This is a genomic window from Dyella terrae, from assembly GCF_004322705.1.
Lineage (GTDB): Bacteria > Pseudomonadota > Gammaproteobacteria > Xanthomonadales > Rhodanobacteraceae > Dyella_D > Dyella_D terrae.
This window is the reverse complement of the sequence record NZ_SIZZ01000001.1, coordinates 1848214-1871926: the sequence shown is the minus strand read 5'-3', so window position 1 is coordinate 1871926 and position 23713 is coordinate 1848214. Positions and strand designations below refer to the sequence as shown.

The window sequence follows — 23713 nt, the reverse complement described above, 5'->3', positions numbered from 1 at the left end:
GCTCATGCTGTACGAAGGTCCCACGCGCCGCCGCATGGCGTGGCGACCCCGGTTGACAGGATCGATTACGCGTGTAAATGTACTTTCCACTTACACATGTAAACGATCACCATGTCGATCAGCGAAGCCGAATCTGTCGTGATGGAAGTGCTTTGGCGCGCCGCGCCACGCACGGCCGAGGACATCCTGGCCGAAGTCGGCCCCCAGCAGGGGTGGCAGGAGGGCACGGTGAAGTCCCTGCTCAACCGCCTGCTGAAGAAAAAGGCGGTCAGGGCGGAAAAGGATGGCCGGCGCTACCTCTACAGCCCGCGCCTGACGCGCGGGCAATACGTGTCGCAGGAGAGCAAGGGCCTGCTCGACCGCCTGTTCGAAGGGCGGGTGGCACCCCTGGTCGCGCATTTCTCCGAGCAGCACAAGCTGAGCCGCAAGGACGTCGCCGATCTGAAGAAGTTGCTGGAGGAGCTCGACGATGAACAGTCCTGAGGGGTTTTCGTTGCTGCTCAGGCTGCTGCTCGGGTTCACGCTCGCCGCGGCACTGGTGCTTGGCGTTCGCATCCCGTTTCGACGTCGCTTCGGTGCATCGGCTGGCTTCTGGCTTTGGGGAATGGTTCCCGTCGCCATGGTGATTGCCGCGTGGCCGCATGCCCCGCTCCCGTCGGTGTGGCTGGCGCGTGTCGGAATCGCTGAGACGGCGGGACATGTACAGACGACCGCCACGGCGGTTTCCGCAGGGTCGGTGTCGCGGACGGTCACGTGGTTGTGGCTGCTTGGGAATGTGTTGATGCTCGTCGTCGGTGCGCTGGCGCAGTGGCGATTCCTCTCAGCGCTCCAGCGAGGCAAGGCCTGCGGGCGTACGGAAGCGGGGGTGGAAATCCGCCGGTTGGAAACACCACGCATGGGTCCGGCCCTGGTGGGCTGGCTTCGTCCTGTCATCGTGTTGCCAGCGGATTTCGAGTCGCGATTTCTCGCCGCCGAGCAGCGTCTGATCCTCGCCCACGAGTCCATGCACGCACGGCGTAACGATGGTCTCTGGAGTCTGCTTGCCCACGTTGTGCTGTCGATCTGCTGGATGCATCCACTGGCCTGGATGGCGCGCAGGCGCTTTCGCCTTGACCTGGAGCTGGCATGCGATGCGGCTGTGATGCGCACGCACACCGCTGAGCGTGGCGTCTATGCCAGCGCGCTGCTCAAGGATTCACCCATGGCCGGATTCCTTCCGGCAGGCAGTACCTGGTCGCCCGTCCACCCACTGAAGGAACGCATTGCCATGCTCAAGCAACCCCGGCTTCATCCCGCGCGACGCGCCGCAGGTCAACTCGTGCTCGCCCTCGGTGGCGTGGTGCTGGGCGGCGCGGTGTATGCCGCCACGGGCGCGGCGACGACGAAGCACGAGTACCAGCTGGACTTCTCGGTGACCCGCGCCTGGGACATGCCGGGCAAGCGTCATTCGGAGCGCGCGGATTTGTCGCTCTGCATGCCGGCGGGTGAGGCAGGCACCATCAAGGTACGCGACTGGACCGCCGATGCCACCGTGACGCCGCAATCGGATGGCCGCATGGCGGTGAAGATTGCCGTGAACGACGTCAGCGGCAGCGCAAGCACCGAGTCGACGGGCGCACTTGGCGAAAAGCTGCACAGCGTTACGAAGGCAGGCAAGGTTGACTACAGCTTCGACATGACTCCGCGCGAGGGCTGTCCGGCGCGCGACCAGGCCGCGAAAAAGGCCTGATCGACGAGGCGCAGCCGTACGCTTCCGTACAGCTGCGCCTCTGATTTTGCACACATTTACGGCTTTCCCCGCCGCTATACTGGACTCCGAATATCCGGGGAGAGTCGTCCGTGAAGTTGCGTTACCTGTTTGTTGCCCTGGCCGCGATGGGGGTCGCCAGCATGAGTCATGCCGCCGCTCCTGTCCTCGCCATCCATGGTGGGGCCGGTGTCATCAAACGGGACATGAGTCCCGCGCGCGAAAAGGCGGCGCGTGCTGCGCTGACCCTCGCGCTGCAAAACGGTTACGCCCAGCTGAAGGCGGGCAAGTCCGCCGTCGATGCGGTTGCCGCGGCCATTACCGTGCTGGAGGATGATCCCAACTTCAACGCCGGTCGCGGTGCAGTCTTCACGCACGACGGCAAGAACGAACTCGACGCCGCCATCATGGATGGCTATTCACTCAAGGCTGGTGCCATTGCCGGCGTGCATCGCGTGAAGAATCCCATCGTGTTGGCCCGTGCCGTGATGGACCGCAGCAACCATGTCATGCTGATGGGCGAGGGCGCCGAAGCCTTCGCCAAGGAGGTCGGCGGCATCGACATGGTCGATCCCTCCTATTTCCGCACCGAAGAACGCTGGCAGCAGCTGCAGAAGGCGTTGAAGGAAGACGCCGAGAAGAAGCCGCATGCGGATGTCGAGACGGCCAAGCATTTCGGAACCGTGGGTGCCGTGGCGCTCGACTCGCAGGGGCGTCTCGCCGCCGGTACGTCGACGGGCGGCATGACCGACAAGCGTTGGGGTCGCGTCGGCGATTCGCCCATCATCGGCGCTGGCACTTACGCCAACAGTGGATGTGCCGTCTCCGGCACCGGCTGGGGCGAGTTCTATATCCGTACGGTGGCCGCGCATGAAATCTGCATGCGCGTGACGCAGATGCGCGTTCCCCTGAAGCGCGCCGCAGCCGAAGTCATCAATCAGGAAATTCCGTCCATGGGCGGCAACGGCGGCGCGATCGCACTGGATGCGAACGGTACCGTGTCGATGCCGTTCAATACCGACGGCATGTTCCGCGGATGGATCGGTGCCGACGGTGTGCCGCATGTGGCGATTTATGGCGACGAAGATGACGGCACCGCCGATCCGCTGCCGACACCGGATGCGGGGACCTGATCGACCTCAGGGCCTGGCGATCGTGCCCAGCCTCTGGGGCGTCAGCTCGCCGCTGATGCCTTCACGCGTGCCGTCTGCACGAATCACCAGCGTGCGCGGCGTTTCACCACCCCACTTTGGATCGATCAGGAAGTTGATGCGCTCCGGGCTTGCTTCGGCATAGGCGTATGCCGGCAGATGATCGACGCCCGCCGCCTTGAGGCGTGCCGAAATGGTCGGCGCCTCGGTCATGCTGTCGGTCGCCACCGCGATGACCTGCACTTCGGGATGTTGCTGGTGAAGTCGGTCCAGCGCCTGCAGATTGCTCTCGCAGTAAGCGCAATCGAGCGCCCAGAAGGCCAGCACCCGGGTACCGTGGGCCGGCGGTGCTACCAATGAAGGGACATCGTTGGCTGCCAGCGTTTTGATCGGGTCGGCATGCGCCAGGAGGGGCATTGTCAGAGCGAGCATGCAGAGCCAGGGGCGCATCACAGGGTCTCCGTGGGAATCAGCCGGAAGCCTGGTTGCGTGTTCCAGGCGACGAAGGCGCGATCCTTCCACAGCAGCAACTGGGGGGATGCCGCGGCCTGTGTCGTGTTCGCTATCTGTCGCGCATCGTCAAAGGTCAGTCCGCCATCGCGAGAGGTGCGCAGCATCAGCGCGAAACCGTCGGCGCTGACCTGGTTCCATACGATCCAGACCCGCTTGCCACTCACCGCGACATCCGCATGCGCGGCGCCGGCATGCGCGAGTGGCAGGGCGTGGGCAGGTGCCTTGCCGGGCTGCAGCTGTCCGTACCAGATGGTCGGCTGCTCCTTGGCGTCGTACCACACGGCATGGCGAACGCCATCTTCGCCAATCGCCAGGCCCGGGCCGTGATGCGGACAGCCGGCGATATGCCAGTCACTGAACGTCGCGCGCTGCGGCGTGGCGTTCTTGCCGTCACCACCCAGTTCGGCATAGGCATGGTCGCGAATATTGTCGCCATAGATGCTGCGGAAAAACGCGCCGATGTTTCCATCGGGCGTCCGTGCCATCGCGATGCGGCAGCATTCGCAGCTCTGGTCGATGAGCTTCTGTTCCGGGGCAAACGATTGGCCGTCATTGGAGGAAACGCTGGTATAGATGGCTGCGCCGAGATAGGGCTTGTCCGCCGCTGTGGCCGCCTCGACATCGCGCTTGTCGATCCATGCCATCACGATGCGCCCCTTGGCATCCACGGCCATGGCATCGAAGCGATGGGTGATTTCCGCGCGGTCCCGATGCACGGTCATGGGCTCGGAGAAGTGCGCGCCCTGATCGGTAGAGCGGGCGAAGCGCACAAATCCCGTCCAGGGCTTGGCGCGCGGCTGCGACCAGCTGACGTAGATCTCATGGTGCTTGCCGAAGGCGATCTTCGGGCGATTCTCGCCTTCGGCATAGATCGGCTCGGCTTTGGTGTTTACGGGGACGGGATCGCTGAGTGTTCGACCGAAGTCATCCGAATGCCTCAGTCGCACATGACCCTCCTGCGCATCGACGATCCACAGGCGCCCCTGGCCATCGATGGCCGCACTGGCACCCAGTTCGGGGCCCTTGGGCATGGGCATGTTCATGCCGTCGTGGGCCGCCACGCTCAGCGTGGTCAATGTGGCAAAAAGAGCAGCGAATGATCGGCGCATGGCAGGCCTCAGTAGTCCCAGCGCACTTCGCCGAACCAGGTGCGGCCGGCGTACGGATGGTAAACCCAATAGTGCTCGTTGGTGAGGTTGTCCACGCCCACGGAGGCCGTCCATTGGTGCGCGAAGTTCCAGCGCACCTTGGCATCGGCGACCGTGAATGCGCTGACGGCACCGTAGGTATTGACGTAATCGCTGTTGTCCAGCGTGCCGTACTGTCGGCCGGAATGACGCACCGCCAGGGAGGCATTCCAGTCGGGGGCGAAGCGGTAGTCCGTGACCAGGGTGGCGCGCACCTTGGGGATGCGCGGGAACCACTTGCCGTTGGCGAGCGGGTACTGGCGATCGTTGAGCGTCTTGGCATTGTTGAAGGCCGCGCTGGCCTGCAGGTCCAGGCCATCAATCCAGACATCGCGCAGGACCAGTTCGCCCTCGATACCACGCATGCGCACCTTGTCCACGTTCTGGATGTTGGTGACGGTCGGCGTGACGGTGATGTCGGTCTGCGAGTACAGCGAGTTGGCGATGCGATCCTGGAACAGCGATACGCGCCAATAGCCGTTGCTCACGTGGCGCGTCAGCGTGAGGTCGTTCGACCAGTCCGATTCGGGCTTGAGGTTCGGGTTGTTGTTGACGATGGCGTTGGCCGAGATGCTGCCCTGGAACAGCTCGTTGACCGTCGGGTAGCGCACGGCCTTGCCGCTGGCCAGGCGCAGCTGCCACGCATCGGCGAAGTCCCAGCTCAGGGCCGCCTTGGGCGAGAAGTCGTTCTGCTTGCGATCGGCGTAATCGAGCGTCGTGCTTCCGCTGCTGCGCGAGCCACCGTAAGCGCGCCATTGTTCCCAGCGGCCGCCCAGCGTCAGCGCCCACGCTGGCGCAAAACTCCACACGTCCTGCAGATAGAGCGCGCGCGTCTGCGTGCGGCCGCCGAACGCACTCGTCTGCAACCCATCGGCAGCGCCGCGCCAGTCGCTGGCATTGCGCACGGTGGAGTCGAGCAGGTAACGGTCGTAGTGCGCACCGGCGTACAGCATGTGCGATTCACCCAGTGGACCGGAGGTGCGTGCGTCGAACGTCTGCCAGCCCGAGCCACCCATATCCGCTACGCTGCCCGGGCCGCCGACGTTGGCGACGGGTGGCGTAAGGCCGGCCGTATGCGTTTGCGACTTGATGAAGTCGTAGTCGCTGGCGACCGCCGTCCAGCGCCAGCCGTTGTCGAACTTCCCGTTGAGCTCGAGGCCGTAGAGCGCGTGGGTTTCGAGCGTTTGCGTAGGCGCCAGTCCGCTCGTCGGCAGCGTCCATGTCTGGCCGTAGGCGCTGATCACACCGGTGTAGACGAGGTTGCCTTGCGCATCGCGAATCAGGCTGCGCGTGCGGTCTTCCGCGTGGTTGTGCCACCAGCCCAGCGTGAACAGGGCAGAGATATTGTCGGTGACATCGACACCGACTTTCAGCTTGGCCTGCGTCTGCTCCGTGTGCTCGATGGTGTTCGCACCGTACACGAGGCGAGGCGAGCCATTGGGATTGCGATCGAGCGTTGCACCGGATACCGGTACGGCCGCATTCGCGGTACCACCGGCCTTGGCCGTCGCGTACTGCATCGGCTGGCCGTTGTTGTCGAGTTTGTTGACCGAGAGCAGCCAGCTCCAGCGCCCCTGCTTGTTGCCCAGAGTGGCGGCGATGTTGCGGCCGTTGTAACGGCCGCTGCTGCCGTAGTTGTCGCTGAAGTCCTGGCTCATGAACTGCGCGCTGGCGCTCGCAACGAGCTTTTGTGGCAAGCGCGTGTGGATGAGCACGGTGGTGCCCATCGAATTGCCCGGATAAAGCGCGGAATACGGACCATAAAGCACATCCACGGCACCGATTTCCTCAGGCGCCACCATGCCCCAGCGCGGTGCGCCATCCCAGCCGTTGGTCATCAGGTTCGAGAGCAGGAGCCCGTCGGCATAGACAAGGCTGCGCGCGCTTTGCAGCGTGCCGGCATTGCGGCCGCTGATGACAGCATTGGGATCCCCGATGTAACGCTTGCGCACCTGCATGTTCGGCGCGTACTTGAGCGCGTCCGAACTGTCGGTGATGTTGTGCTTGAGGAGGTCTTCGCGCTTCACGCGAACCTGCACCGCCGGTGTTTCGGTGACATGCGTGTCACTGGCGTGGACGTGCACCGCTTCCAGCGTCGTGGAAGCCTGTTGCGGAGGCGTGTCGTCGGCGTGCGCGGCGGTGCCGGCCATGCATGCGGCGAGCGCCAGGGCCAGCGAACGGGGATGGGACGAAAGCTTCAAGGGGGCACCCTGGACCATGGTCTAGGGTTCGCAGGATAGCCGGAGATCGGCATCCCGGAAGGTGGCGCGATGTCGCGGTTGAGTGCGCTAACCGGTGAGGCGCAGGGAGTCGGTCGGCAAAGTGGGTTAGGAGAGGTGAAAGTCCGGGTTTCCGGGCGTAGATTTCGCCAGTCTGGCGCAAGCTTCGCATCGAAAACCCGACATTTCGGACCCGGGGAAGGTCGGATCAATCCTCGCTATCCGGCCTCTCACGTACCGGATGCTTGCTCAGCTTGCGCTGCAGGGTGCGCCGATGCATGCCCAGGCGACGGGCGGTCTCGGAGATGTTGCCATCGCATTCGGTGAGCACGCGCTGGATGTGTTCCCACTCGAGGCGACGCAGCGCCAGCGGCACATCCGGTGCGTCGATCACTTCGTCATCGCCGCCGCTGCTGCTGTCGCCATCGAGCAGTGCGCGCACGACGGCATCGGCGTCAACGGGCTTGGCGAGGTAGTCATGCGCACCGCGCTTGATCGCTTCCACGGCCGTGGCAATGGAGGCGTAGCCGGTGAGCAGCAGCACGCGCATGTCGGGCACCAGCGACTGCAATTCCGGGATCAGGCGCAAGCCGTTTTCATCGCCGAGCTTGAGATCGAGTACGCAGTAACGCGGATGGTGACGACGCGTGAGTGCACGTGCCTCATCGGCATTGGTGGCCGTGATCACCTCGAAGCCACGCGAGCTCAGGGCGCGTGCCAGAACGCGTGCAAACGTGGCGTCGTCATCGACGATGAGCAAGGGTTGGGCGGTCACTTCGGTCATGGTCTCAAGTCCGATGGTTGCGTGTCGTCAGTAAGTGTTCTTAAGCGGATTCATTGTTGCTGCCCACAACCGCCAGTGGCAGGCGCAGGTGCATTTGCGCGCCATCGAGCGTGTTGGTGGCGGTGAGCTGGCCGTCCAGTCGTTCTGCCGTGGCTTCGGCAAGCGCGAGGCCAATGCCGAGGCCTGTCTGCTTTTGCGACTGACCCAGCGGTGACAGCTCGCCCGTGGCTGCAAAGCCCGGGCCGTGGTCGCCGACGATCAGCTCCAGCCACTCGCCATGGCGGCGCGCGACGAGCATCACGGCGTGCGACTGATTCATCGCCGAGGCGTCGACGGCGTTGTTCAGCAGATTCAACAGCGCGTGGCGAAGGCCAGGCGGTGTGCGAAGCACGATGCGCGCGGCATCTTCATCGAGTTGCAGATCGAGTTCGGCTTCCGGGCGCAGCAACTGGAAGCGCTCGAGGCAGCCATGGATGAACGCAGCCAGCGTGACCTTCTCCGGCTCTTGCGAAAGCTGCGCCTTGCCGAAGGCCACCATCTCGCGAAGGATGGTGCGGCAACGTTCGACCTGGTCTTCGAGCAACTGCAGGTCTTCGCCCAGAACGGCGTCTTCCGCATGCTCGCGGCGCAGTTCAGGCAGCAGCGTGCGCATGGTCGACAGCGGCGTGTTCAATTCATGCGCCGCGCCCGCGGCCTGGGTTGCGATGGCGAGGATGCCTTCGTCGCGCAGGGCACGTTCGCGTACGCGCTGGACTTCCAGTTGTTGCAGGCGCACCGATCGCGCAAGGCGATTGATGAAAAAGCCCAGCAGCAAGGCGGTGATCACGAAGTTCACGCCCATGCCGACGACATGCAGGGAAAAGCCGGAGCCGGCGTGGACCGGCATGGGTAGTGGCACATACCAGCGCAGCAGGACGACGTAGGCGATACCCGCGAGAGCTGCCACGGCGAGCACGGCGGGCACCGACAATGCCGCGGCGCTCAGGGCGATCGGCACCAGCAGCAGCGTGATGAAGGGATTGCTGGCGCCGCCGGTGAAATACAACAGGTAGCCCAGCACGAGCGTATCGACGGCCACGTGCACGATGGTTTCCCACTCGCGCACCGGCCAGGGCTGGTTGACGCGCCACGCGGCGAAGACGGCGAAGACGCCCAGCGAGCCGACGCCTACCAGCAGCGGCAGCATGGGAATGCCCAGATCCATCCAGAAAGCGCAAACCAGCACGGCAGCGCTCTGTCCACCGATGGCACAGATGCGCAACCAGGCAAGGGTGCGCATCAGCGTGGTCGGCCCGATGCGGTGCTGCAGGAGGCGGCGATTGCTCATGCGGGCATTTTACGGGGTCCGTAAGCCCGGGATGATGGGAGTCACCGGCCTGCGACAGCAGGACGCAGGGGCCGGATTGCCACACCGGCCCCTTTTGCCCCGTTCAAGCCTCGGCGGTGCGAGCTTCGGCGTGGCTGTTCGCCAGGCGGTTCATCAGGGGCAGCATGCCCAGTGCCAGCACGGTGCAGCCGATACCCACCAGGCCCAGCTGATTGAACAGGCTGATGTAGATGGGCAGGGACTCCACCGGGTTCGTCACTTGCTTGGGCACGCTGGCGAGGTTGGCCACCATGCTGCCCAGGTACTGCGAAATGCCGACGGCCACGTAGTACGCGCCCATCATGAAGCCGCCCATGCGCGCCGGCACGAAGCGGGCAATCATGGCCAGCCCAAGGCCGCTCACCAGCAGTTCGCCCAGCGAGTAGAAGCCGTAACCCCAGACCATGGTCCAGGACGACACCTGGCCGTCCACGGCGCTCTGGGCGCCCAGGCCGTACATGAAGAAGCCCATGGCCACGGCGCCGAAGCCCAGCGCGAACTTGAACGCGACGGACGGGTCCTTGCCGATACGGCCCAGCGAGTTGTACGCGAAAACCAGGACCGGGCTCAGCAGCACGATCCAGATCGCGTTGAGGTTCTGGAACTGCTCCGGAATCCAGGTGAAGAGCTCAAAGCCGAACACCCGGAAGTGCAGGTCGACATTCTTCTGCGCGAACAGGTTCAGCGAGGTCGCCATCTGCGCGTAGAAGATGAAGAAGAAGATCGTCTGGAACGTCAGCACCAGGGCGGCAATCAGCCCTGCGCGTTCGCTGCGCTGGCTGCCCATGATGAGGTGAGCGAAGATGCCCAGGATCACGACGCCCGCGATGAACACGGCGGCCTTGGCCAGCAGCAGGCTCTGCAGGATGCTGGCCGAGAGAAACACCATGCCGATCGACGCGACGCCAACCATCAGCGCGCGCTTCATGTCGACTGGCTTTTCGTCAGGCGCCGAGCCGATGTGGGACAGCGTGCGGCTCATCAGCTTGTAATTGCCCAGGCCCAGCACCAGGCCGATCGCACAGGCGCCAAAAGCCGTGTGCCAGCCCATCGCGTCGCCGTAATGCTCACCGACGTAGTTGCGGATCCACGGCGTGGCCGTCATCGACAGCATCGAGCCGACGTTCACCGCCATGTAGTAGATGGTGAAGGCGCTGTCGATGCGGGTGTCATCCCCCTCGTAGATCTTGCGCACGAGGTTGCCCGCGTTCGGCTTGAAGAAGCCGTTGCCGACGACGATCACGCCCAGCGCGCCGTAGAGCAGGGTGGGGTTGTTCGACGGGATCCACAGCATGGCGTAGCCCAGGGCCAGCACCACGGCGCCGGTGATCATGGTGCGGCGCGTGCCGATCAGCTTGTCGCCGATCCAGCCGCCGATCGCGGGGGTGGCGTAGATGAGGGCTGCGGCAGCGCCCCAGACCAGGTTCGCGCGGGTATCGGCGAAGCCCAGCTTTTTCATCATGTAGGTGACCATCAGCACCTGCATGCCGTAGAAGCCGAAGCGCTCCCACATTTCGATCAGGAAAACGGTGCTGAACGACCTCGTCTGCGAGACGGGCGGGGTGTGTACTTTTGCCATGTGCATTCCGAAACACGGTCAAGACAACGACCGCGCTGCGGCCGACCATTTGCGAGCCTGAACGGATCGCAACGGATAAAGGGTAACGCAACAGGCATCTCATGACCCGCGCGACGCGCGACGAGATTTCTTGCGGCGGCAAAGGGTTGCAGTGATCAGCCTGTTCCGCCTTCAGGCATGGGCGCGGCCGGTGCCAGGATGACAAGACGGTTGTGGCATCATGTCGCGCTTCATTTCCGGCCCAGGATCGTTTCCCGTGGCCCGCCTCCGCAGCCATGGCTGCCACGACCCTGGACGATCCTGCATGGCAGCCTCTGGCATTCGCGGACCCAAGCAAATCTGGAATGCCTTCAAGTGGTCGATGAAGGGCTTGCGCGCCGGTTGGGTGCACGAAGCTTCCTTCCGCCTCGAAGCCTGCCTGGCCGTGGTGCTGGTTCCGGCGGGTCTCTGGCTGGGCAATGGCGCGCTCGAGAAGCTTGCGCTGGTCACGCCGGCCATTCTGGTCTTGTCCGCCGAGCTGCTTAATTCCGCTGTCGAGGCTGTTGTCGACAAAGTCAGCCCCGAATTCCATGAACTGGCGGGCCGCGCCAAGGACATGGGTTCCGCTGCCGTCTTCCTTCTGCTTGTGCTGACGGGCCTGGCCTGGGTGCTCGTGCTGGGGCCGCGCTTCTGGTGAGGGGTGAACCCTCCGATTGCGCCGTACCCACCCACAATGCTGCAATGCTCCCTTCCACCGGATTGGAGCACCCCCATGAAATTCCTCCGTGCCGTTGCACTCCTGTTGGTCGTCGCCGGTCTTTCCGGCTGTGGCTACAACGCCATGCAGCGTCAGGACGAAGCCGTGAAGGCGGCTTGGTCGGAAGTGATCAACCAGTACCAGCGCCGCGCCGACCTGGTGCCGAACCTGGTCAATACGGTGAAGGGTTACGCCCAGCATGAAGAAAGGGTGCTGACGGAAGTGACCAATGCGCGTGCCAAGGTGGGCACGATGCAGTTGTCGCCGGACGCGCTGAACGACCCCCAGAAGCTGCAGCAGTTCCAGCAGGCTCAGGGTGAGCTGTCCAGTGCGCTGTCGCGCCTGATGGTGGTCAGCGAGAACTATCCGCAGCTGAAGGCTGATGGCCTGTTCCAGAATCTGCAGGCCCAGCTGGAAGGCACGGAGAACCGCATCACCGTCGCGCGCAATCGCTATGTGAAGGAAGTGCAGGAGTACAACTCCATGATCCGCACCTTCCCGAACAACCTCACCGCGAAGATCTTCGGCTATCAGGTGAAGCCGAACTTCACCGTGGATAACGAGAAGGCGATTTCCGCCGCGCCGACCGTGGACTTCGGCAACAGTGCCTCCCCGGCACCGGCCGCGACGACTCACTGAGATGTTCCGGCGCCTCGCACGGCTGCCGTTCCTTGGCCTGGCCCTGCTGCTGTTCGCGGCAGGGCCGGGCCTTGCGCAGGCACAGGACGCCGCGGTCCCCAAACTCACCCGGCATCTCACCGACCTCACCGGCACGCTGACGCCGCAGCAGGTCGATCAGCTCGATGCGCAGCTCGTCGCGCTGGAGAAGCGCAAGGGCGCGCAGCTGGTGGTGCTAATGGTGGGCACGACGCAGCCTGATGACCTCGAGGGCTACTCGCTCGCGGTGGCCGAGGCCAACAAGGTGGGGCGCAAGGGCACGGATGACGGCGTGCTGTTGATCGTCGCCAAGAACGATCGGCGCGTGCGCATCGAAGTGGGCTATGGCCTGGAAGGTGCCATTCCCGATGCCGCGACCGCACGCATCATCCGCGAATACATCGCGCCGAAATTTCGCGCCAACGATTACTTCGGTGGCATCAACGATGCCGTCGGTGCGCTGACCTCGCTGATCGATGGCGAAGCGCTTCCGCCGCCGGTGGAAAACGATCGTCGCGAACATCGCGGCCTCGATTTTGGGCATGTCCTGCTGATCGGCGTGTTCGCGGCCTTCTTCCTGCGTGGCATCTTCGGACGGACCTCCGTCTTCGTTCGTACACCGCTGGGTGCGCTGATCACCGGTGGCCTGTTGTGGCTGCTGGCCGCGACGTTTGGCGCTGCCATCCTGGGCGCCATCGTTGGCGGCGTCCTGATGATGTTGCCGGCCGGCGCCGGGCGCTCCATCGGCGGCGGTGGCTGGGGTGGTTTCGGTGGCTGGGGCGGCGGCGGTGGTTTTGGTGGCGGCGGCTTCGGCGGTGGCGGCGGTGGTGGATTCAGCGGTGGCGGCGGCAGCTTCGGCGGCGGCGGTTCTTCGGGGAGCTGGTGACATGGGTGTCGGCCAACGTTTCTTCATGAACGCCTTCGGCGGCTGGCTTCAGCTGCGCCGCAGTTTCCCGCCCGCGCTACTGGATGACATGACCCGCGCGATCGCGGCGGGCGAGGGCACGCACCAGGGTGAAGTCTGCTTCGCCGTTGAATCGCGTCTTGCGCCCATGGCCGTGCTCGAAGGCCTCGATGCACACAAGCGCGCCGAACACGTGTTCAGCCAGCTGCGCGTGTGGGATACCGAGCACAATAACGGCGTGCTGTTCTATGTGCTGATGGCCGAGCATCGCATTGAGATCGTCGCGGATCGGGGCATTGCCGCTCACGTCGACGCCAGTGAGTGGGATGCCATCTGTGCGCACATGCGCGAGTGCTTCGCACGCGACCAGTGGCGCGAAGGTTCGCTCGACGGCATTGCCGCCGCGCACGCCTTGCTGACAAAGCACTTTCCATCGGACGGCTCGTCGCGTCGCGACGAATTGCCGGATCGCCCCGTGGTGCTTTGATTTCGCCGTCAAGTCATCACGGACTAAAAAAAACGGGCCCGAAGGCCCGTTTTCTTTTCATCGCAATCAGAACTTCTGGTTGTAGCTCACATAGAAGTAGCGATCGATATCGAACGACGGGTTGTACGGCGGGCTGCCGCTGCCCGAGGCCGTTACGTTGTAGTAGTACGGACCCTTCTTGTTGAAGATGTTGTTCACACCCACGGAGAAGGTGCCCTTCCATGGTGCCGTGTAACGGAACTGGGCGTCGTTGAACGCCACCGAACCCTTGCGGCTGACGCCCACGCCAACCAGGCCCGGGGCCACGTAGTCAGGCATGTTGCACTCGATGTCCACATCCCAGCACTGGTCCTTCAGACCCGAGTAGTAGCGCACCGTCCAGCTTGCGCCGAACTGCTTCCAGTCCCAGTCGAGCTGCAGGTTCGAACGCAGGCGGTACAGACCCATGGTGCCGGCGTTGAGGTTGCCCGAACCGTTGGTCATGAAGCCCACCGCATTGACGCGCGGCATGCCCGGACCGCTGACGGTCTCGTACTTGGTGAGGTACGTGCTGTCCGACGCGATGCGGAAGCGGCCGAACGAGGTTTCCGGCAGGCGGTAGTGAATACCGACGTCGTAGCCCTCGGTCTTGAGCGAGCCCAGGTTGGTCAGGCTTTCGTTGAGCGAATCGACCACGCCGCTGCTGTTGCGCGTGAAGCGATCGCAGAACGACGGATCGTTCGACACGTAGCAGTAGTTGAGGATGCTCGACGCGTTGACGGCGGTGATGATGTTCTTCACGTAGATGTTGTAGTAATCCACGGTGAAGTCGAGGCCCGACACCTGGTGCGGGCTGTACACCAGGCCAACCGTACGCGTGATCGAGGTTTCCGGCTGCAGGTTCGGGTTGGAGCCCGAGATGAAGGCCGTCTTGGACTGGCCACCCTGCGAGGTCACCGGCTGGTTGCTGCCGCTGTCGATCTGGCGATAGTTCGCCGGCACGCCTGCGACGGCGCAACGCGCAGCCACGTCAGCGTTGCCTGCGGCCGAACCCACGACCGAATCGCACGGGTCGAGGTAGGTTTCGAAGCTCTGGCCGCTGCCACCGTACAAGTCGCTGATGGTCGGTGCACGGAAGCCTTCGGCATACGTACCGCGTACCATCAGGTCTTCGAACGGACGCCAGCGGAAGCTGTACTTGTTGTTGGTGGTGCTGCCGAAGTTGCTGTAGTGCGAGTAGCGCGACGCAACGTTGATGCCCAGTTCCTGGGCGCCCGGCAGGTCACGCAGCAGCGGGACGTCGAGTTCGAGGTAGGCCTCGTTGACGATGTAGCTGCCGTTGGTCGGGTTGCTGGCCAGGTTGGTGGTCAGGCCGGCCGAGTCCATCGCATCCGGGTTGAAGCTGCCCTTCTCGCGACGGTGCTCAATGCCACCGGCGATGCTGACGGTGCCGCCCGGCAGGTCGAACAGACCACCGGTGAGGTTGGCCGAGAAGTCATCGGTCTGCGTGGTCTGGCGCGAGGTGCCGATGTAGTTGACGTAGTTCCACACCGAGGACGGCGTGCCGCCCGGACCGGCGAGGATGTTCCACGGCACGCAACCCGCTGCGCGGGCCGAAGCGTCGGCGCACACGACCTGGCCGTCGACGATGCTCGTCGGGCCCAGCGCGTTCTGCGCGTTCGGCAGGTAGAAGTTGCCGTTGGAGGTCTGCTTAACCTTGGCCTTGGAGTAGTTGTACGTGGCGTCCCAGTTCCACTCGTGGCCGAGGAAATCGAAGAAGCCTTCGGCGCCTACGTCGATGTGCGCCAGCTTGGTCTTGGACCAGGTGGTGCGCGGCATTTCGACGGTGCGGCGATAGAACTCGGTCTCGTAGCCCGGGAACGGGTTGTAGGCGTTGTTCGGATCGATCACCAGGCCGGTGCTCGCCGTCTGCAGCGGATAGCCCGACAGCGTGCTGGAGGTATCGCGCACGCTGTAGCTGGCGGTGCCGCGCAACGTGATGTTGTCGGTGAGCTTGTAGCGTTCCTGCGCGAACAGGTTCTTCAGCTTCGTACCCGCGCGGAAGGTCATGTCGCCCTGCGTGTTGTACAGGTCGCTCGGAGCGCCCACGAAATCGTGGTAATCACCGATGTTGGCGGGATTGCCGCCACGGTTCAGGACATAGGCGTTGGGAACCCAGTCACCGTCCTTGTTGTACGAGCCGGCACCGGCAGTGCCTTCGGCACGCGGATCGGTGACACGGCCCCACGGACCGCCGCCCAGGCCGTCGTCGATGTGGCGCGGGCCGTACTGGTAGCGGGTTTCGTCGCGCTTGTTGTTCCAGACCGGCTGCTGATCCTGATACGACGCACCGAGGATGAGCGAAGACTTCTCGGTGTTGTGACCCCAGGTCACGTCGATGTTCTTCTGCTGGCCGTCGCCCTTGCCGTTCTGGCCGTAATAGGCGTTGACCTCGGTGCCGTCGAAGCGGTCACGCGTGATGATGTTGACCACGCCGCCGATGGCGTCGGAGCCATAGATCGACGAGGCACCGTCCTTGAGGACGTCGATGCGATCGATCATCGACACGGGAATGGTCGACAGATCGGTCAGGCCGCTCAGGCTGGTGGCCCAGCGACGACCGTTCACCAGCACCAGCGTGCGCTGCGAACCGAGGTTGCGGATGTTGACGTAGCGACCGCCGACATCGGCGCCCGAGGAGAGGGTGTCCTGCGGGGTGATGTCCGGCGTGCCGGCGGACGGCATGCGGGCCAGGATGTCGTTCACGTTGGTAAGGCCGGTGGCCTGGATGGCCTGGCGATCCATCGTGAAGATCGGCTGGGACGTTTCCACATCCACGCTGCGAATGCGCGAACCGGTAACGGTGACGGTATCCAGGCTCTTGGCGTTGGCCTGGTCGGCGGCAGGAGCGGGGGCTTCCTGTGCGGCGACGGACCACGCGTTCAGCGCGAAGGCTGCCGCGATGGCCGTAGCCAGCAGGGTCTTTTGCTTCATTGTTTTGCGAACTCCGAACAAACAATAGCCAGCCGCCAGCAACAGAGCTGGTCATCTGGGTATCGGGAATGGCACGCCCAGTCGGGGAAACTCGCGCGCCGCGGCATCGCCGGCGTCGTGGGGGAACGGGCGATGTAAGTCCGAAGTTAAAACAATGTGCAGGATGCCGCAACCTTACTGTCATGTAAGGTTAATCCCGCTAAGTGCTTGCACGGCATGAGAATCATCGCTCAGAAAAGGGAGAAGGGCGCCGGAGCGCCCTTCTCATGCCGATCTCGTCAGTTCTGAGATACCTGCGAAGCGGAGCCTCTGGCACCCGGCCCGATGTTCTTCTCGATGAACCCGGCGAGCTTATCCAGGAACTCGGTCTGGTTCTTTTCATCGTAGAAGCCATGGCCTTCGCCGGCCTTGGTGAACCACTCGTACTGCTTGCCTGCCTTGTCCAGCGCGGAGCGCAGGATCTTGGCCTGGGAGAAGGGCACGGTCTGGTCGTCTTCGCCGTGCACGATCAGCAGCGGGACCTTGATCTTGTCGACGTGGGTCACCGGGGACATGTCGGTCAGCTTGGCGATATCGTCGCCCAGCGTCGTCTTGTTGTAACTGCGGGCGCCCTTGCCCCTTTCGCGGTCTTCGTCCTTCTTGATCTTCGCCCAGTCATAGACGCCGCCGCCGCTGGCAGCGCACTTGAACATGTCCGGCTCACGCTCGACGGCCATCAGTGCCGAATAGCCACCGAAACTCCAGCCGTAGACGCAGATGCGTTTCGCGTCGGCGTACTGCTGCTCGATCGTCCATTTCACCGCGTCGATGATGTCGTCCTGGACGCGGGTGCCCCACTTGAGGTCGCCGGAGCGGGAGAAGTTCGGGCCACGACCGGTCGAGCTGCGGTAGTTGACCTGCAGGACGAGGTAACCCCGGCTGGCGAGGAACTGGGCATCGGAATCGAACGACCAGTCATCCGATGACTCCGGTCCGCCGTGCGGCAGCAGCACCATGGGCAAGTTGGTCTCGCCCGCACCTTTGGGCATCGTCAGGAAGGCTTCGAGTTCCTGGCCATCGCTGGCCTTGAAGCGCACCGGGCGGCGTTCGGCCATCGTCGCCGGATCGATCCACGGCCGGGTCGCAAACAGTTTGGTGACCTTATTGGTGCGTGTGTCGATGAGATAGAACGCACCGGGATTGCGGTCGCTGAACACGCTGAACAGCAGGATGTTTCCGTCCTCGGAGTAATTGAGGAACGAAACCTTTTGGCCCGGGAAAGCCTTCGACAGGGCCATATGCAGTTTTGCGGGTGCCGAGTCAGGCTTGATGTAAATCGGTTTGGGAATGCCTGTGCTCACGTAGGCAACGAATGGTTCGCGCGTGATGGGTGTCAGCATGAAGTCGCCAATCTCGCCGAAATCGGCTTTGGCAATCGTCGTGCGATTTGCGCCGCTTTCGTCTTGCTCGATCAGGTCATAGGGGCCACCGTCACGACTGTATTGGGCATAGAAGCGTGAGCCATCCGCCGTGTAGGCCACCGGCCAAAGCCAGCCTGGTTCTTCGAGCTTGGTCCAGTTGCTGCCGTCGCGCCGATAGATGACGTACTTGAACTGGTTGTTTGTACCAAACGAGAAACGGACCTTGCCTTCATTGTTCTGGATGAAATCGAGCCCGAATACGCTGATGTCGCCGACCAACGTGCGGACGCTATTGGTTGCATTGACGTCATAGAGGGACGAAGTGCTGTCGTTTCCCCACTCATGGGCGCGCATGTAGAAATGGCCGTTTGACCGAATCGGCATGCCGTCGATGAATCCCCAGCCCCAGTCGTTGCCGCGCGTGGTAGCTCGCGTGCCGTACTTTCCGGCCTCCGGGCCGTACAGATAGTCCTGGTGCTTGCCATCAACATCCGTGGCCAGGATCTCGCCAGTCGAGTAAGCCTTGTCCAGGGCGCCGAGCTGCTTCCCCTTTTCGACGATCAGTCGCGTATCGCTAACCCATCGAATGCCATAGGGAAGCTCGTAACGCGGCAGCCGGATGACGCTGATCGGCTGGCTCATGTCGCTGACCTTGTAGATATACAGCGCGTGGCTCTTGCCCTGGTCACTGTCGACGCGGGCCGCGATGTACTGGCCGGTGGGCGAAAGGCTGGGATTGAACACCTCGCCGTGCCGCGCAAAATCGACAGTCGGAATCAAGTCGCCAGCGGCAGCGACGGCAGGCAACAACAGACAGGCCGCGGACAGCACGGTCCGCACCAGACGATACGACATGAGTTTTCCCCTGAAGCGTGCCCCATTGCGATAGCCAGGCCGGCGGGGCATCGCGGCTGGCGGATGGTGAGGGCGCTTCTTGGGGTAAAAACCTGGCCTTCCTGCGTCGCCGCTCCCCGGCTTTGACGCGCCATCCACGGACGAGTGTAGCCATGATGCACCGCGATGCGGAAGGGGCGGTCATGGCGGCCCGGGCCGGCTACACTGTGCCTTTATCGCCATAAGCTTGCCCATGCTCGCGCCCTTTATCGTCGATATTCCCAAGGTGGCCTTCAGCCTTGGTCCCATCCAGGTCCACTGGTATGGCCTGATGTACCTCGGTGGCTTTCTTGGCGGCTGGCTGCTGGCTGAGCTGCGCCGTCGCCAGGGCCGGTTGCCGGTCACTCGCGATGCACTGGGCGACCTGTGCTTCTACGTGATGATGGGCGTGATCGTCGGCGGTCGCGTCGGTTACATGCTGTTCTACACGGACATCAACTGGATCTGGACCAACCCGCTGGCGCTGTTCCGCGTCTGGGACGGTGGCATGAGCTTCCATGGCGGGCTGCTGGGCGTGTTGGCGGCGATCGCGTGGTGGTCGCGTCGCCAGCAGGTGCATTTTTTCGACACCGTGGATTTCATCGCGCCGCTGATTCCGATCGGCCTGGGCCTTGGCCGCCTGGGCAACTTCATCAATGGCGAGCTTTGGGGCAAGCCCAGTAGCGTGCCGTGGGCGATGATCTTTCCCGACGCACCGGATCGCCTTCCGCGTCATCCCTCCCAGCTCTATGAAATGCTGCTCGAGGGTGTCGTGATGTTCACCGTGCTGTGGGTGGTGTCGATGAAGCCGCGCCCGCGCTACTTCATTTCCGGCCTGTTCGCGCTGATGTACGGTTGCTTCCGCTTTGGCGTGGAGTTCGTGCGCCTGCCGGATCCGCAGTTGGGCTACCTGGCGTTCGGCTGGCTGACGATGGGTCAGATCCTTTCGTTGCCGTTGATCCTGGTGGGCCTGGTGTTGCTGGCCATGTCGCGCAAGGCGCCGACGTTGCGTACCTATTCCGTGAGCCTTCCCGGCAAGGAGTAAGCCATGCGTGCCTATCTCGACCTGCTGCGTCACGTCCTGGAAAAGGGCACGGTGAAGGCCGATCGCACGGGCACCGGCACGCGCAGCGTGTTCGGCTGGCAGATGCGTTTCGACCTCAATGAAGGCTTTCCGTTGGTCACAACGAAAAAGCTGCATCTGCGGTCGATCATCCATGAACTGATCTGGTTTCTTCGGGGCGACACCAACATCGCCTACCTGAAGGAGAACGGCGTCAGCATCTGGGACGAATGGGCCGATGCCGACGGTAACCTGGGGCCGGTGTATGGCGAGCAGTGGCGCGCGTGGCGTACCGCTGACGGGCGCGTGGTGGATCAGATCCGCTGGGTGGTGGAGGAGATCCGTCGCAATCCGGATTCGCGGCGCCTGATCGTCAGTGCCTGGAATGTCGGCGAGTTGCCACGCATGGCACTGATGCCGTGCCACACCATGTTCCAGTTCTACGTCGCTGACGGGAAACTCAGCTGCCAGCTTTACCAGCGGTCGGGCGATATCTTCCTGGGCGTGCCGTTCAACATTGCCAGTTATGCCTTGCTGACGCACATGGTGGCGCAGGTGTGTGGTCTGGGCGTGGGTGACTTCGTGCATACGCTGGGCGATGCGCACCTGTACAGCAACCATGTTGAGCAGGCCATGCTGCAGCTGACGCGGGAACCGCGTCCGCTGCCGAAGCTGCATTTGAATCCCGACGTGGCATCCCTGGGGGACTTTCGCTTCGAGGATGTCAGCATCCTCGACTATGCGCCGTACCCGGCCATCAAGGCGCCCGTCGCGGTTTGAGATGAAGCGGCCCCAGGGCCGCTTTTTTTTGCGGGCGCGTCCCTGGCGCCAGGCGGTCGCCAAGTAGCTGCATGAGGCTCTGGTACAGGGTTAAACCGGCCAGCGACCGCAAGCGTTGGCCGAAAAACCACGGGAACGCAGGCACGTGCCCGGCCATCGGTACGACTTGTGCAAGCTCCCACCGGCCCCGGCTGACATGAAGATAAAAATAATCGTCATGGCACGAGTCCAGTAGTATCGTGCGACAGCGTGGTGGCTGGTCCCCACAGGCCGCGATGCCTCCCAGCTGCCAACGCCTAACGCTTTTGGAGAATCCATGGCCATTTCGTTGATTGCCGCGCTCGATGAGAACTTCGCCATTGGTCGCAAGGGCCAGCTGCCCTGGCATCTGCCCGATGACTTGCGATGGTTCAAGGAGCTGACGCTCGGCAAGTACGTGCTGATGGGCTACAACACGGCAGTGTCAGTGGGCAAAGCCTTGCCGGGCCGTACCAACCTTGTGCTGAGCCGCAAGCACGAAGCGCCTTTTCCCGGCCAGATCACCGTGCGTTCCATCGAAGAAGGCCAGGCGCGTGCCGGTGGCACCGGCCTGATGGTGATTGGCGGTGGCGAGGTCTATGCCGACGCGTTGCCCAAGGCGCGCCGCCTTTACCTGACCTGGGTGAATGCGGCTGTGGACGGCGCCGATACCTTCTTCCCCGGCGTGCATTTCAGCGACTGGACCGAAGTGTCGCGCGTGCATCACAAGAAGGATGCCGATCACGCCTATGACTTCGACATGGTCGAATACATCCGCAACACGTGAGCCTGGATCGCACCCACCCGGCCATCCATGTGCTGGCCGGGGTCATGGTCGATGGCGCCGGCAAGGTCTTGCTGGCGCAACGGCCGCCGGGCAAGCACCTGGCGGGTGCCTGGGAGTTTCCCGGCGGTAAGCGTGAGCCCGGTGAAGCGCCGCTGGCGGCCCTGGCGCGGGAGCTGCACGAAGAACTGGGCATCCTGCTGCAGGGTGCCGAACCACTGATACGGGTGCCCTGGCAGTACGACGACAAGTCCCTGTTGCTGGATGCCTGGATCGTACGGGCCTGGGCCAACGAGCCGGCGTCGCTGGATGGGCAGGCGCTGCGCTGGTCCGATCCGTGGAGCGTCGACATCGCCGACCTGGCGCCCGCCGACCGCGCCATCCTTCAGGCGCTTCGACTGCCTGCGACCTATGCCATTACGCCCGCCGATATCGAACCGGTCGATGCCGATTTCGTCGGGCATCTGGTGCGAACCGCGCTTGAACGCGGCGAACGGATGATTCAGTTGAGACTGCCGCGGTGGTTACCCGGGCAAGTGCGCGCCCTGGCGGCTGCCGTGCTGCCGGATGTTCGCCTGCATCGTGCACACGTGCTGTTGAATGGCGATATCGAGGGCGCGCTCGCCCTGGGTGATGGCGTGGGAGTGCATCTGCCCGCGCGTCTGGCGAGGGTGGTCAATGAACGACCGTTGCCTTGGGGGCAACTGGTGGCGGCGAGTTGCCACGATGCCGACGAGCTGGCGCATGCCACGGCGATCGGCGCCGATTTCGCGACGCTTTCCCCCGTGGCATCCACGCCGTCCCATCCCGGTAGCGCCGCCCTGGGCTGGGATCGGTTCCAGCAATGGCTGGAAGGCGCGGCACTTCCGGTCTATGCGCTCGGCGGGATGCGCCTTGACCACGTCAACCAGGCGCGTTCGCTGGGGGCGCAGGGCGTGGCCGGCATCCGCGGCTTCTGGCATTCAGCCGCCTGAGCGATGCGAGTCTGCGAGCGCCAGGTACCTGCGGTGCAATCGTTCGACCCTGTCATCCAGTTCTGATTCGTCGCCGGCGTTTTCGATGACGTCGTGAGCGTGCGCAAGCCGATGCTCGCGCGCTGCTTGCCGCTCGATCATGCGCTGCGCGAGCGCCGCATCGATGTTGTCGCGTTTCATCAGGCGTTCGAGCTGATCAGCCACCGGTGCATCGACAACCAGTACCCGGTCAACCCAGCGATAGTGGTCCCAGTTTTCCACCAGGAGCGGGATGGCCAGCATGCAGTACGGCCCGCGATCGGCTTCCACGTGCTGGCGCAACCACTGCCGGACACGCGGGTGGGTGATGGCTTCCAGCGCCTTGCGGGCGTCGTCGTCGCCAAACACGCGCTGGCGCATGCTTGCGCGATCGAGGGCGCCGGAGGCATCGAGCACGGCGGGGCCGAAATGGCGGACGATCTCGGCAAGTCCTTCGCTACCGGGTTTGACCACCTCGCGCGCCGCTACATCGGCGTCGTAAACGCCAATGCCGTGCGCCTCGAACCGCCGCGTCACCGCGCTCTTGCCGGAGGCAATGCCTCCCGTGAGTGCGACGACATAGGGCGAGCGCATCGACATCAGCGCATGCCGGTGAGATGCATGTAGGCCTGCATCAGCTCATTTCCCGCGATGAACCAGATCCAGCCAGCCATGGCGATGAACGGTCCAAAGGGCATGGGGACTTCCCGATCATGCTTGCGCAGGGCGATCAGGGTGCCGCCCATCACAGCGCCGACCAGCGAAGAAAGAAGCACGATGGGCAAGAGCGACGTGGGGCCCATCCAGGCGCCGAGCGCGGCCAGCAACTTGAAATCGCCGAAGCCCATGCCCTCCTTGCCGGTGGTGAGCTTGAACAGCCAGTAGACGCTCCAGAGACTCAGATAGCCGGCCGCAGCGCCGATGATGGCGGGGCCTGGCTGGACGAACATGCCGATCAGGCTGAGCAGCAGGCCCAGCCACAGAAGGGGCAGGGTGAGCTGGTCGGGCAGATACTGGGTGCGGAAGTCGATGCCGGACAGCGCGATCAGCGTCCAGGTCAGCGCCAGGCCGGCCGCGGCCGCCCAGGTCGGGCCGAACTTCCATACGACGATGGCGCTCAGGATGCCGCTCAACAGCTCGACCAGCGGGTACTGGATCGAGATCGGTTCTTTGCAGTACCGGCAGCGCCCCCGCAGGAGCAGCCAGCCAAGCAGCGGAATATTGTCTCGCGCCGCCAGCGGATGCTTGCAGTTCGGGCAGTGCGACGGTTCGCGCACGATGCCCGGCGGCAGCGCGTTCTCCTCTTCCGGGAGCGACAAAACCTCACGCGCCTGCTGGCGCCACTGGGCTTCCATCCGCGCCGGTACACGCAGGATCACCACATTGAGGAAGCTGCCGACCAGCAGGCCGAGTACGGCTGCGATGGAAATCCAGGCCCAGGGTGAAAGCTCAGGCATGCGTTGGCTCGTTGGCTATAAAAAAGGCCCCCCTCCCAGCGGG

21 protein-coding genes are annotated in these 23713 nt (G+C 63.8%); 11 read left to right on the top strand and 10 right to left on the bottom strand.

From position 1 onward, the window contains the following. The first annotated feature begins 111 nt into the window (after positions 1-111). The 3 genes from EYV96_RS08370 (at position 112) to EYV96_RS08360 (ending at position 2880) form a co-directional block, all read left to right on the top strand. Positions 112-483, top strand: coding sequence for a BlaI/MecI/CopY family transcriptional regulator (locus EYV96_RS08370; RefSeq protein WP_131150968.1), 372 nt, complete (start codon positions 112-114; stop codon positions 481-483). Further along, positions 470-1729 carry a M56 family metallopeptidase gene (locus EYV96_RS08365; RefSeq protein WP_131150967.1) on the top strand — a complete coding sequence of 420 codons (1260 nt, stop codon included), beginning with the start codon at positions 470-472 and terminating at the stop codon, positions 1727-1729. The genes EYV96_RS08370 and EYV96_RS08365 overlap by 14 nt, the downstream gene beginning before the upstream one ends. Before the next feature lie 110 nt (positions 1730-1839). Continuing rightward, entirely contained in the window at positions 1840-2880 is a 1041-nt protein-coding gene (locus EYV96_RS08360; RefSeq protein ID WP_240732377.1) for an isoaspartyl peptidase/L-asparaginase family protein, read from the top strand. Between the two features lie 6 nt (positions 2881-2886). On the opposite strand, the gene EYV96_RS08355 is transcribed toward EYV96_RS08360, so the two are convergent. The 6 genes from EYV96_RS08355 to EYV96_RS08330 all read right to left on the bottom strand — a co-directional run bounded on the left by EYV96_RS08355 (position 2887) and on the right by EYV96_RS08330 (position 10546). Then, positions 2887-3348 (bottom strand): thioredoxin domain-containing protein, encoded by a 462-nt coding sequence (locus EYV96_RS08355; protein WP_131150966.1) that lies wholly within the window; start codon positions 3346-3348, stop codon positions 2887-2889. After that, positions 3348-4520: a sialidase family protein gene (locus EYV96_RS08350; protein WP_131150965.1), complete on the bottom strand. Its 1173-nt coding sequence runs from the start codon at positions 4518-4520 to the stop codon at positions 3348-3350. The genes EYV96_RS08355 and EYV96_RS08350 overlap by 1 nt, the downstream gene beginning before the upstream one ends. A gap of 8 nt (positions 4521-4528) precedes the next feature. Further along, a complete protein-coding gene (locus EYV96_RS08345; protein WP_338068489.1) occupies positions 4529-6799 on the bottom strand; it encodes a TonB-dependent receptor in 2271 nt (756 codons plus the stop codon). Between the two features lie 226 nt (positions 6800-7025). After that, the gene (locus tag EYV96_RS08340) at positions 7026-7601 is read right to left on the bottom strand and encodes a response regulator transcription factor (RefSeq protein ID WP_131150964.1); all 576 of its coding nucleotides are present in this window, start codon (positions 7599-7601) and stop codon (positions 7026-7028) included. A 40-nt stretch (positions 7602-7641) separates the two neighbouring features. Next, complete coding sequence (locus tag EYV96_RS08335) at positions 7642-8928, bottom strand: ATP-binding protein (RefSeq protein ID WP_165488630.1); 1287 nt, start codon at positions 8926-8928, stop codon at positions 7642-7644. A gap of 103 nt (positions 8929-9031) precedes the next feature. Further along, the gene (locus tag EYV96_RS08330) at positions 9032-10546 is read right to left on the bottom strand and encodes a peptide MFS transporter (RefSeq protein WP_131150963.1); all 1515 of its coding nucleotides are present in this window, start codon (positions 10544-10546) and stop codon (positions 9032-9034) included. A gap of 304 nt (positions 10547-10850) precedes the next feature. On the opposite strand from EYV96_RS08330, the gene EYV96_RS08325 reads away from it, so the two are divergent. The 4 genes from EYV96_RS08325 to EYV96_RS08310 all read left to right on the top strand — a co-directional run bounded on the left by EYV96_RS08325 (position 10851) and on the right by EYV96_RS08310 (position 13330). Continuing rightward, positions 10851-11222, top strand: a complete 372-nt coding sequence (locus EYV96_RS08325) for a diacylglycerol kinase (RefSeq protein ID WP_131150962.1) — start codon at positions 10851-10853, stop codon at positions 11220-11222. A 75-nt stretch (positions 11223-11297) separates the two neighbouring features. Then, the gene (locus EYV96_RS08320) at positions 11298-11921 is read left to right on the top strand and encodes a LemA family protein (protein ID WP_131150961.1); all 624 of its coding nucleotides are present in this window, start codon (positions 11298-11300) and stop codon (positions 11919-11921) included. Position 11922: 1 nt separating this feature from the next. Beyond that, positions 11923-12825, top strand: a complete 903-nt coding sequence (locus EYV96_RS08315) for a TPM domain-containing protein (protein ID WP_131150960.1) — start codon at positions 11923-11925, stop codon at positions 12823-12825. 1 nt (position 12826) lies between these two features. Then, on the top strand, positions 12827-13330 hold the full coding sequence (locus EYV96_RS08310; RefSeq protein WP_131150959.1) for a TPM domain-containing protein: 504 nt from the start codon (positions 12827-12829) through the stop codon (positions 13328-13330). Between the two features lie 66 nt (positions 13331-13396). On the opposite strand, the gene EYV96_RS08305 is transcribed toward EYV96_RS08310, so the two are convergent. Together EYV96_RS08305 and EYV96_RS08300 are read right to left on the bottom strand one after the other, a co-directional pair. Next, positions 13397-16303 (bottom strand): TonB-dependent receptor domain-containing protein, encoded by a 2907-nt coding sequence (locus EYV96_RS08305; RefSeq protein WP_131150958.1) that lies wholly within the window; start codon positions 16301-16303, stop codon positions 13397-13399. Between the two features lie 278 nt (positions 16304-16581). Continuing rightward, positions 16582-18558 (bottom strand): alpha/beta hydrolase family protein, encoded by a 1977-nt coding sequence (locus EYV96_RS08300; protein ID WP_131150957.1) that lies wholly within the window; start codon positions 18556-18558, stop codon positions 16582-16584. A 232-nt stretch (positions 18559-18790) separates the two neighbouring features. On the opposite strand from EYV96_RS08300, the gene lgt reads away from it, so the two are divergent. The 4 genes from lgt to EYV96_RS08280 all read left to right on the top strand — a co-directional run bounded on the left by lgt (position 18791) and on the right by EYV96_RS08280 (position 22195). Further along, positions 18791-19621 carry a prolipoprotein diacylglyceryl transferase gene (lgt, locus tag EYV96_RS08295; RefSeq protein WP_131150956.1) on the top strand — a complete coding sequence of 277 codons (831 nt, stop codon included), beginning with the start codon at positions 18791-18793 and terminating at the stop codon, positions 19619-19621. A gap of 3 nt (positions 19622-19624) precedes the next feature. Beyond that, positions 19625-20419, top strand: a complete 795-nt coding sequence (locus tag EYV96_RS08290) for a thymidylate synthase (protein WP_131150955.1) — start codon at positions 19625-19627, stop codon at positions 20417-20419. Positions 20420-20735: 316 nt separating this feature from the next. Beyond that, on the top strand, positions 20736-21224 hold the full coding sequence (locus EYV96_RS08285) for a dihydrofolate reductase (protein ID WP_131150954.1): 489 nt from the start codon (positions 20736-20738) through the stop codon (positions 21222-21224). Beyond that, the gene (locus EYV96_RS08280; protein WP_240732376.1) at positions 21221-22195 is read left to right on the top strand and encodes a Nudix family hydrolase; all 975 of its coding nucleotides are present in this window, start codon (positions 21221-21223) and stop codon (positions 22193-22195) included. The genes EYV96_RS08285 and EYV96_RS08280 overlap by 4 nt, the downstream gene beginning before the upstream one ends. Here EYV96_RS08280 and coaE read toward each other — a convergent pair. Together coaE and EYV96_RS08270 are read right to left on the bottom strand one after the other, a co-directional pair. Further along, positions 22184-22813 carry a dephospho-CoA kinase gene (gene coaE, locus EYV96_RS08275; protein WP_131150953.1) on the bottom strand — a complete coding sequence of 210 codons (630 nt, stop codon included), beginning with the start codon at positions 22811-22813 and terminating at the stop codon, positions 22184-22186. The two genes, EYV96_RS08280 and coaE, sit on opposite strands and share 12 nt — an antisense overlap. Next, positions 22813-23670, bottom strand: a complete 858-nt coding sequence (locus EYV96_RS08270) for a prepilin peptidase (protein ID WP_131150952.1) — start codon at positions 23668-23670, stop codon at positions 22813-22815. The genes coaE and EYV96_RS08270 overlap by 1 nt, the downstream gene beginning before the upstream one ends. Between the last annotated feature and the right edge of the window lie 43 nt (positions 23671-23713).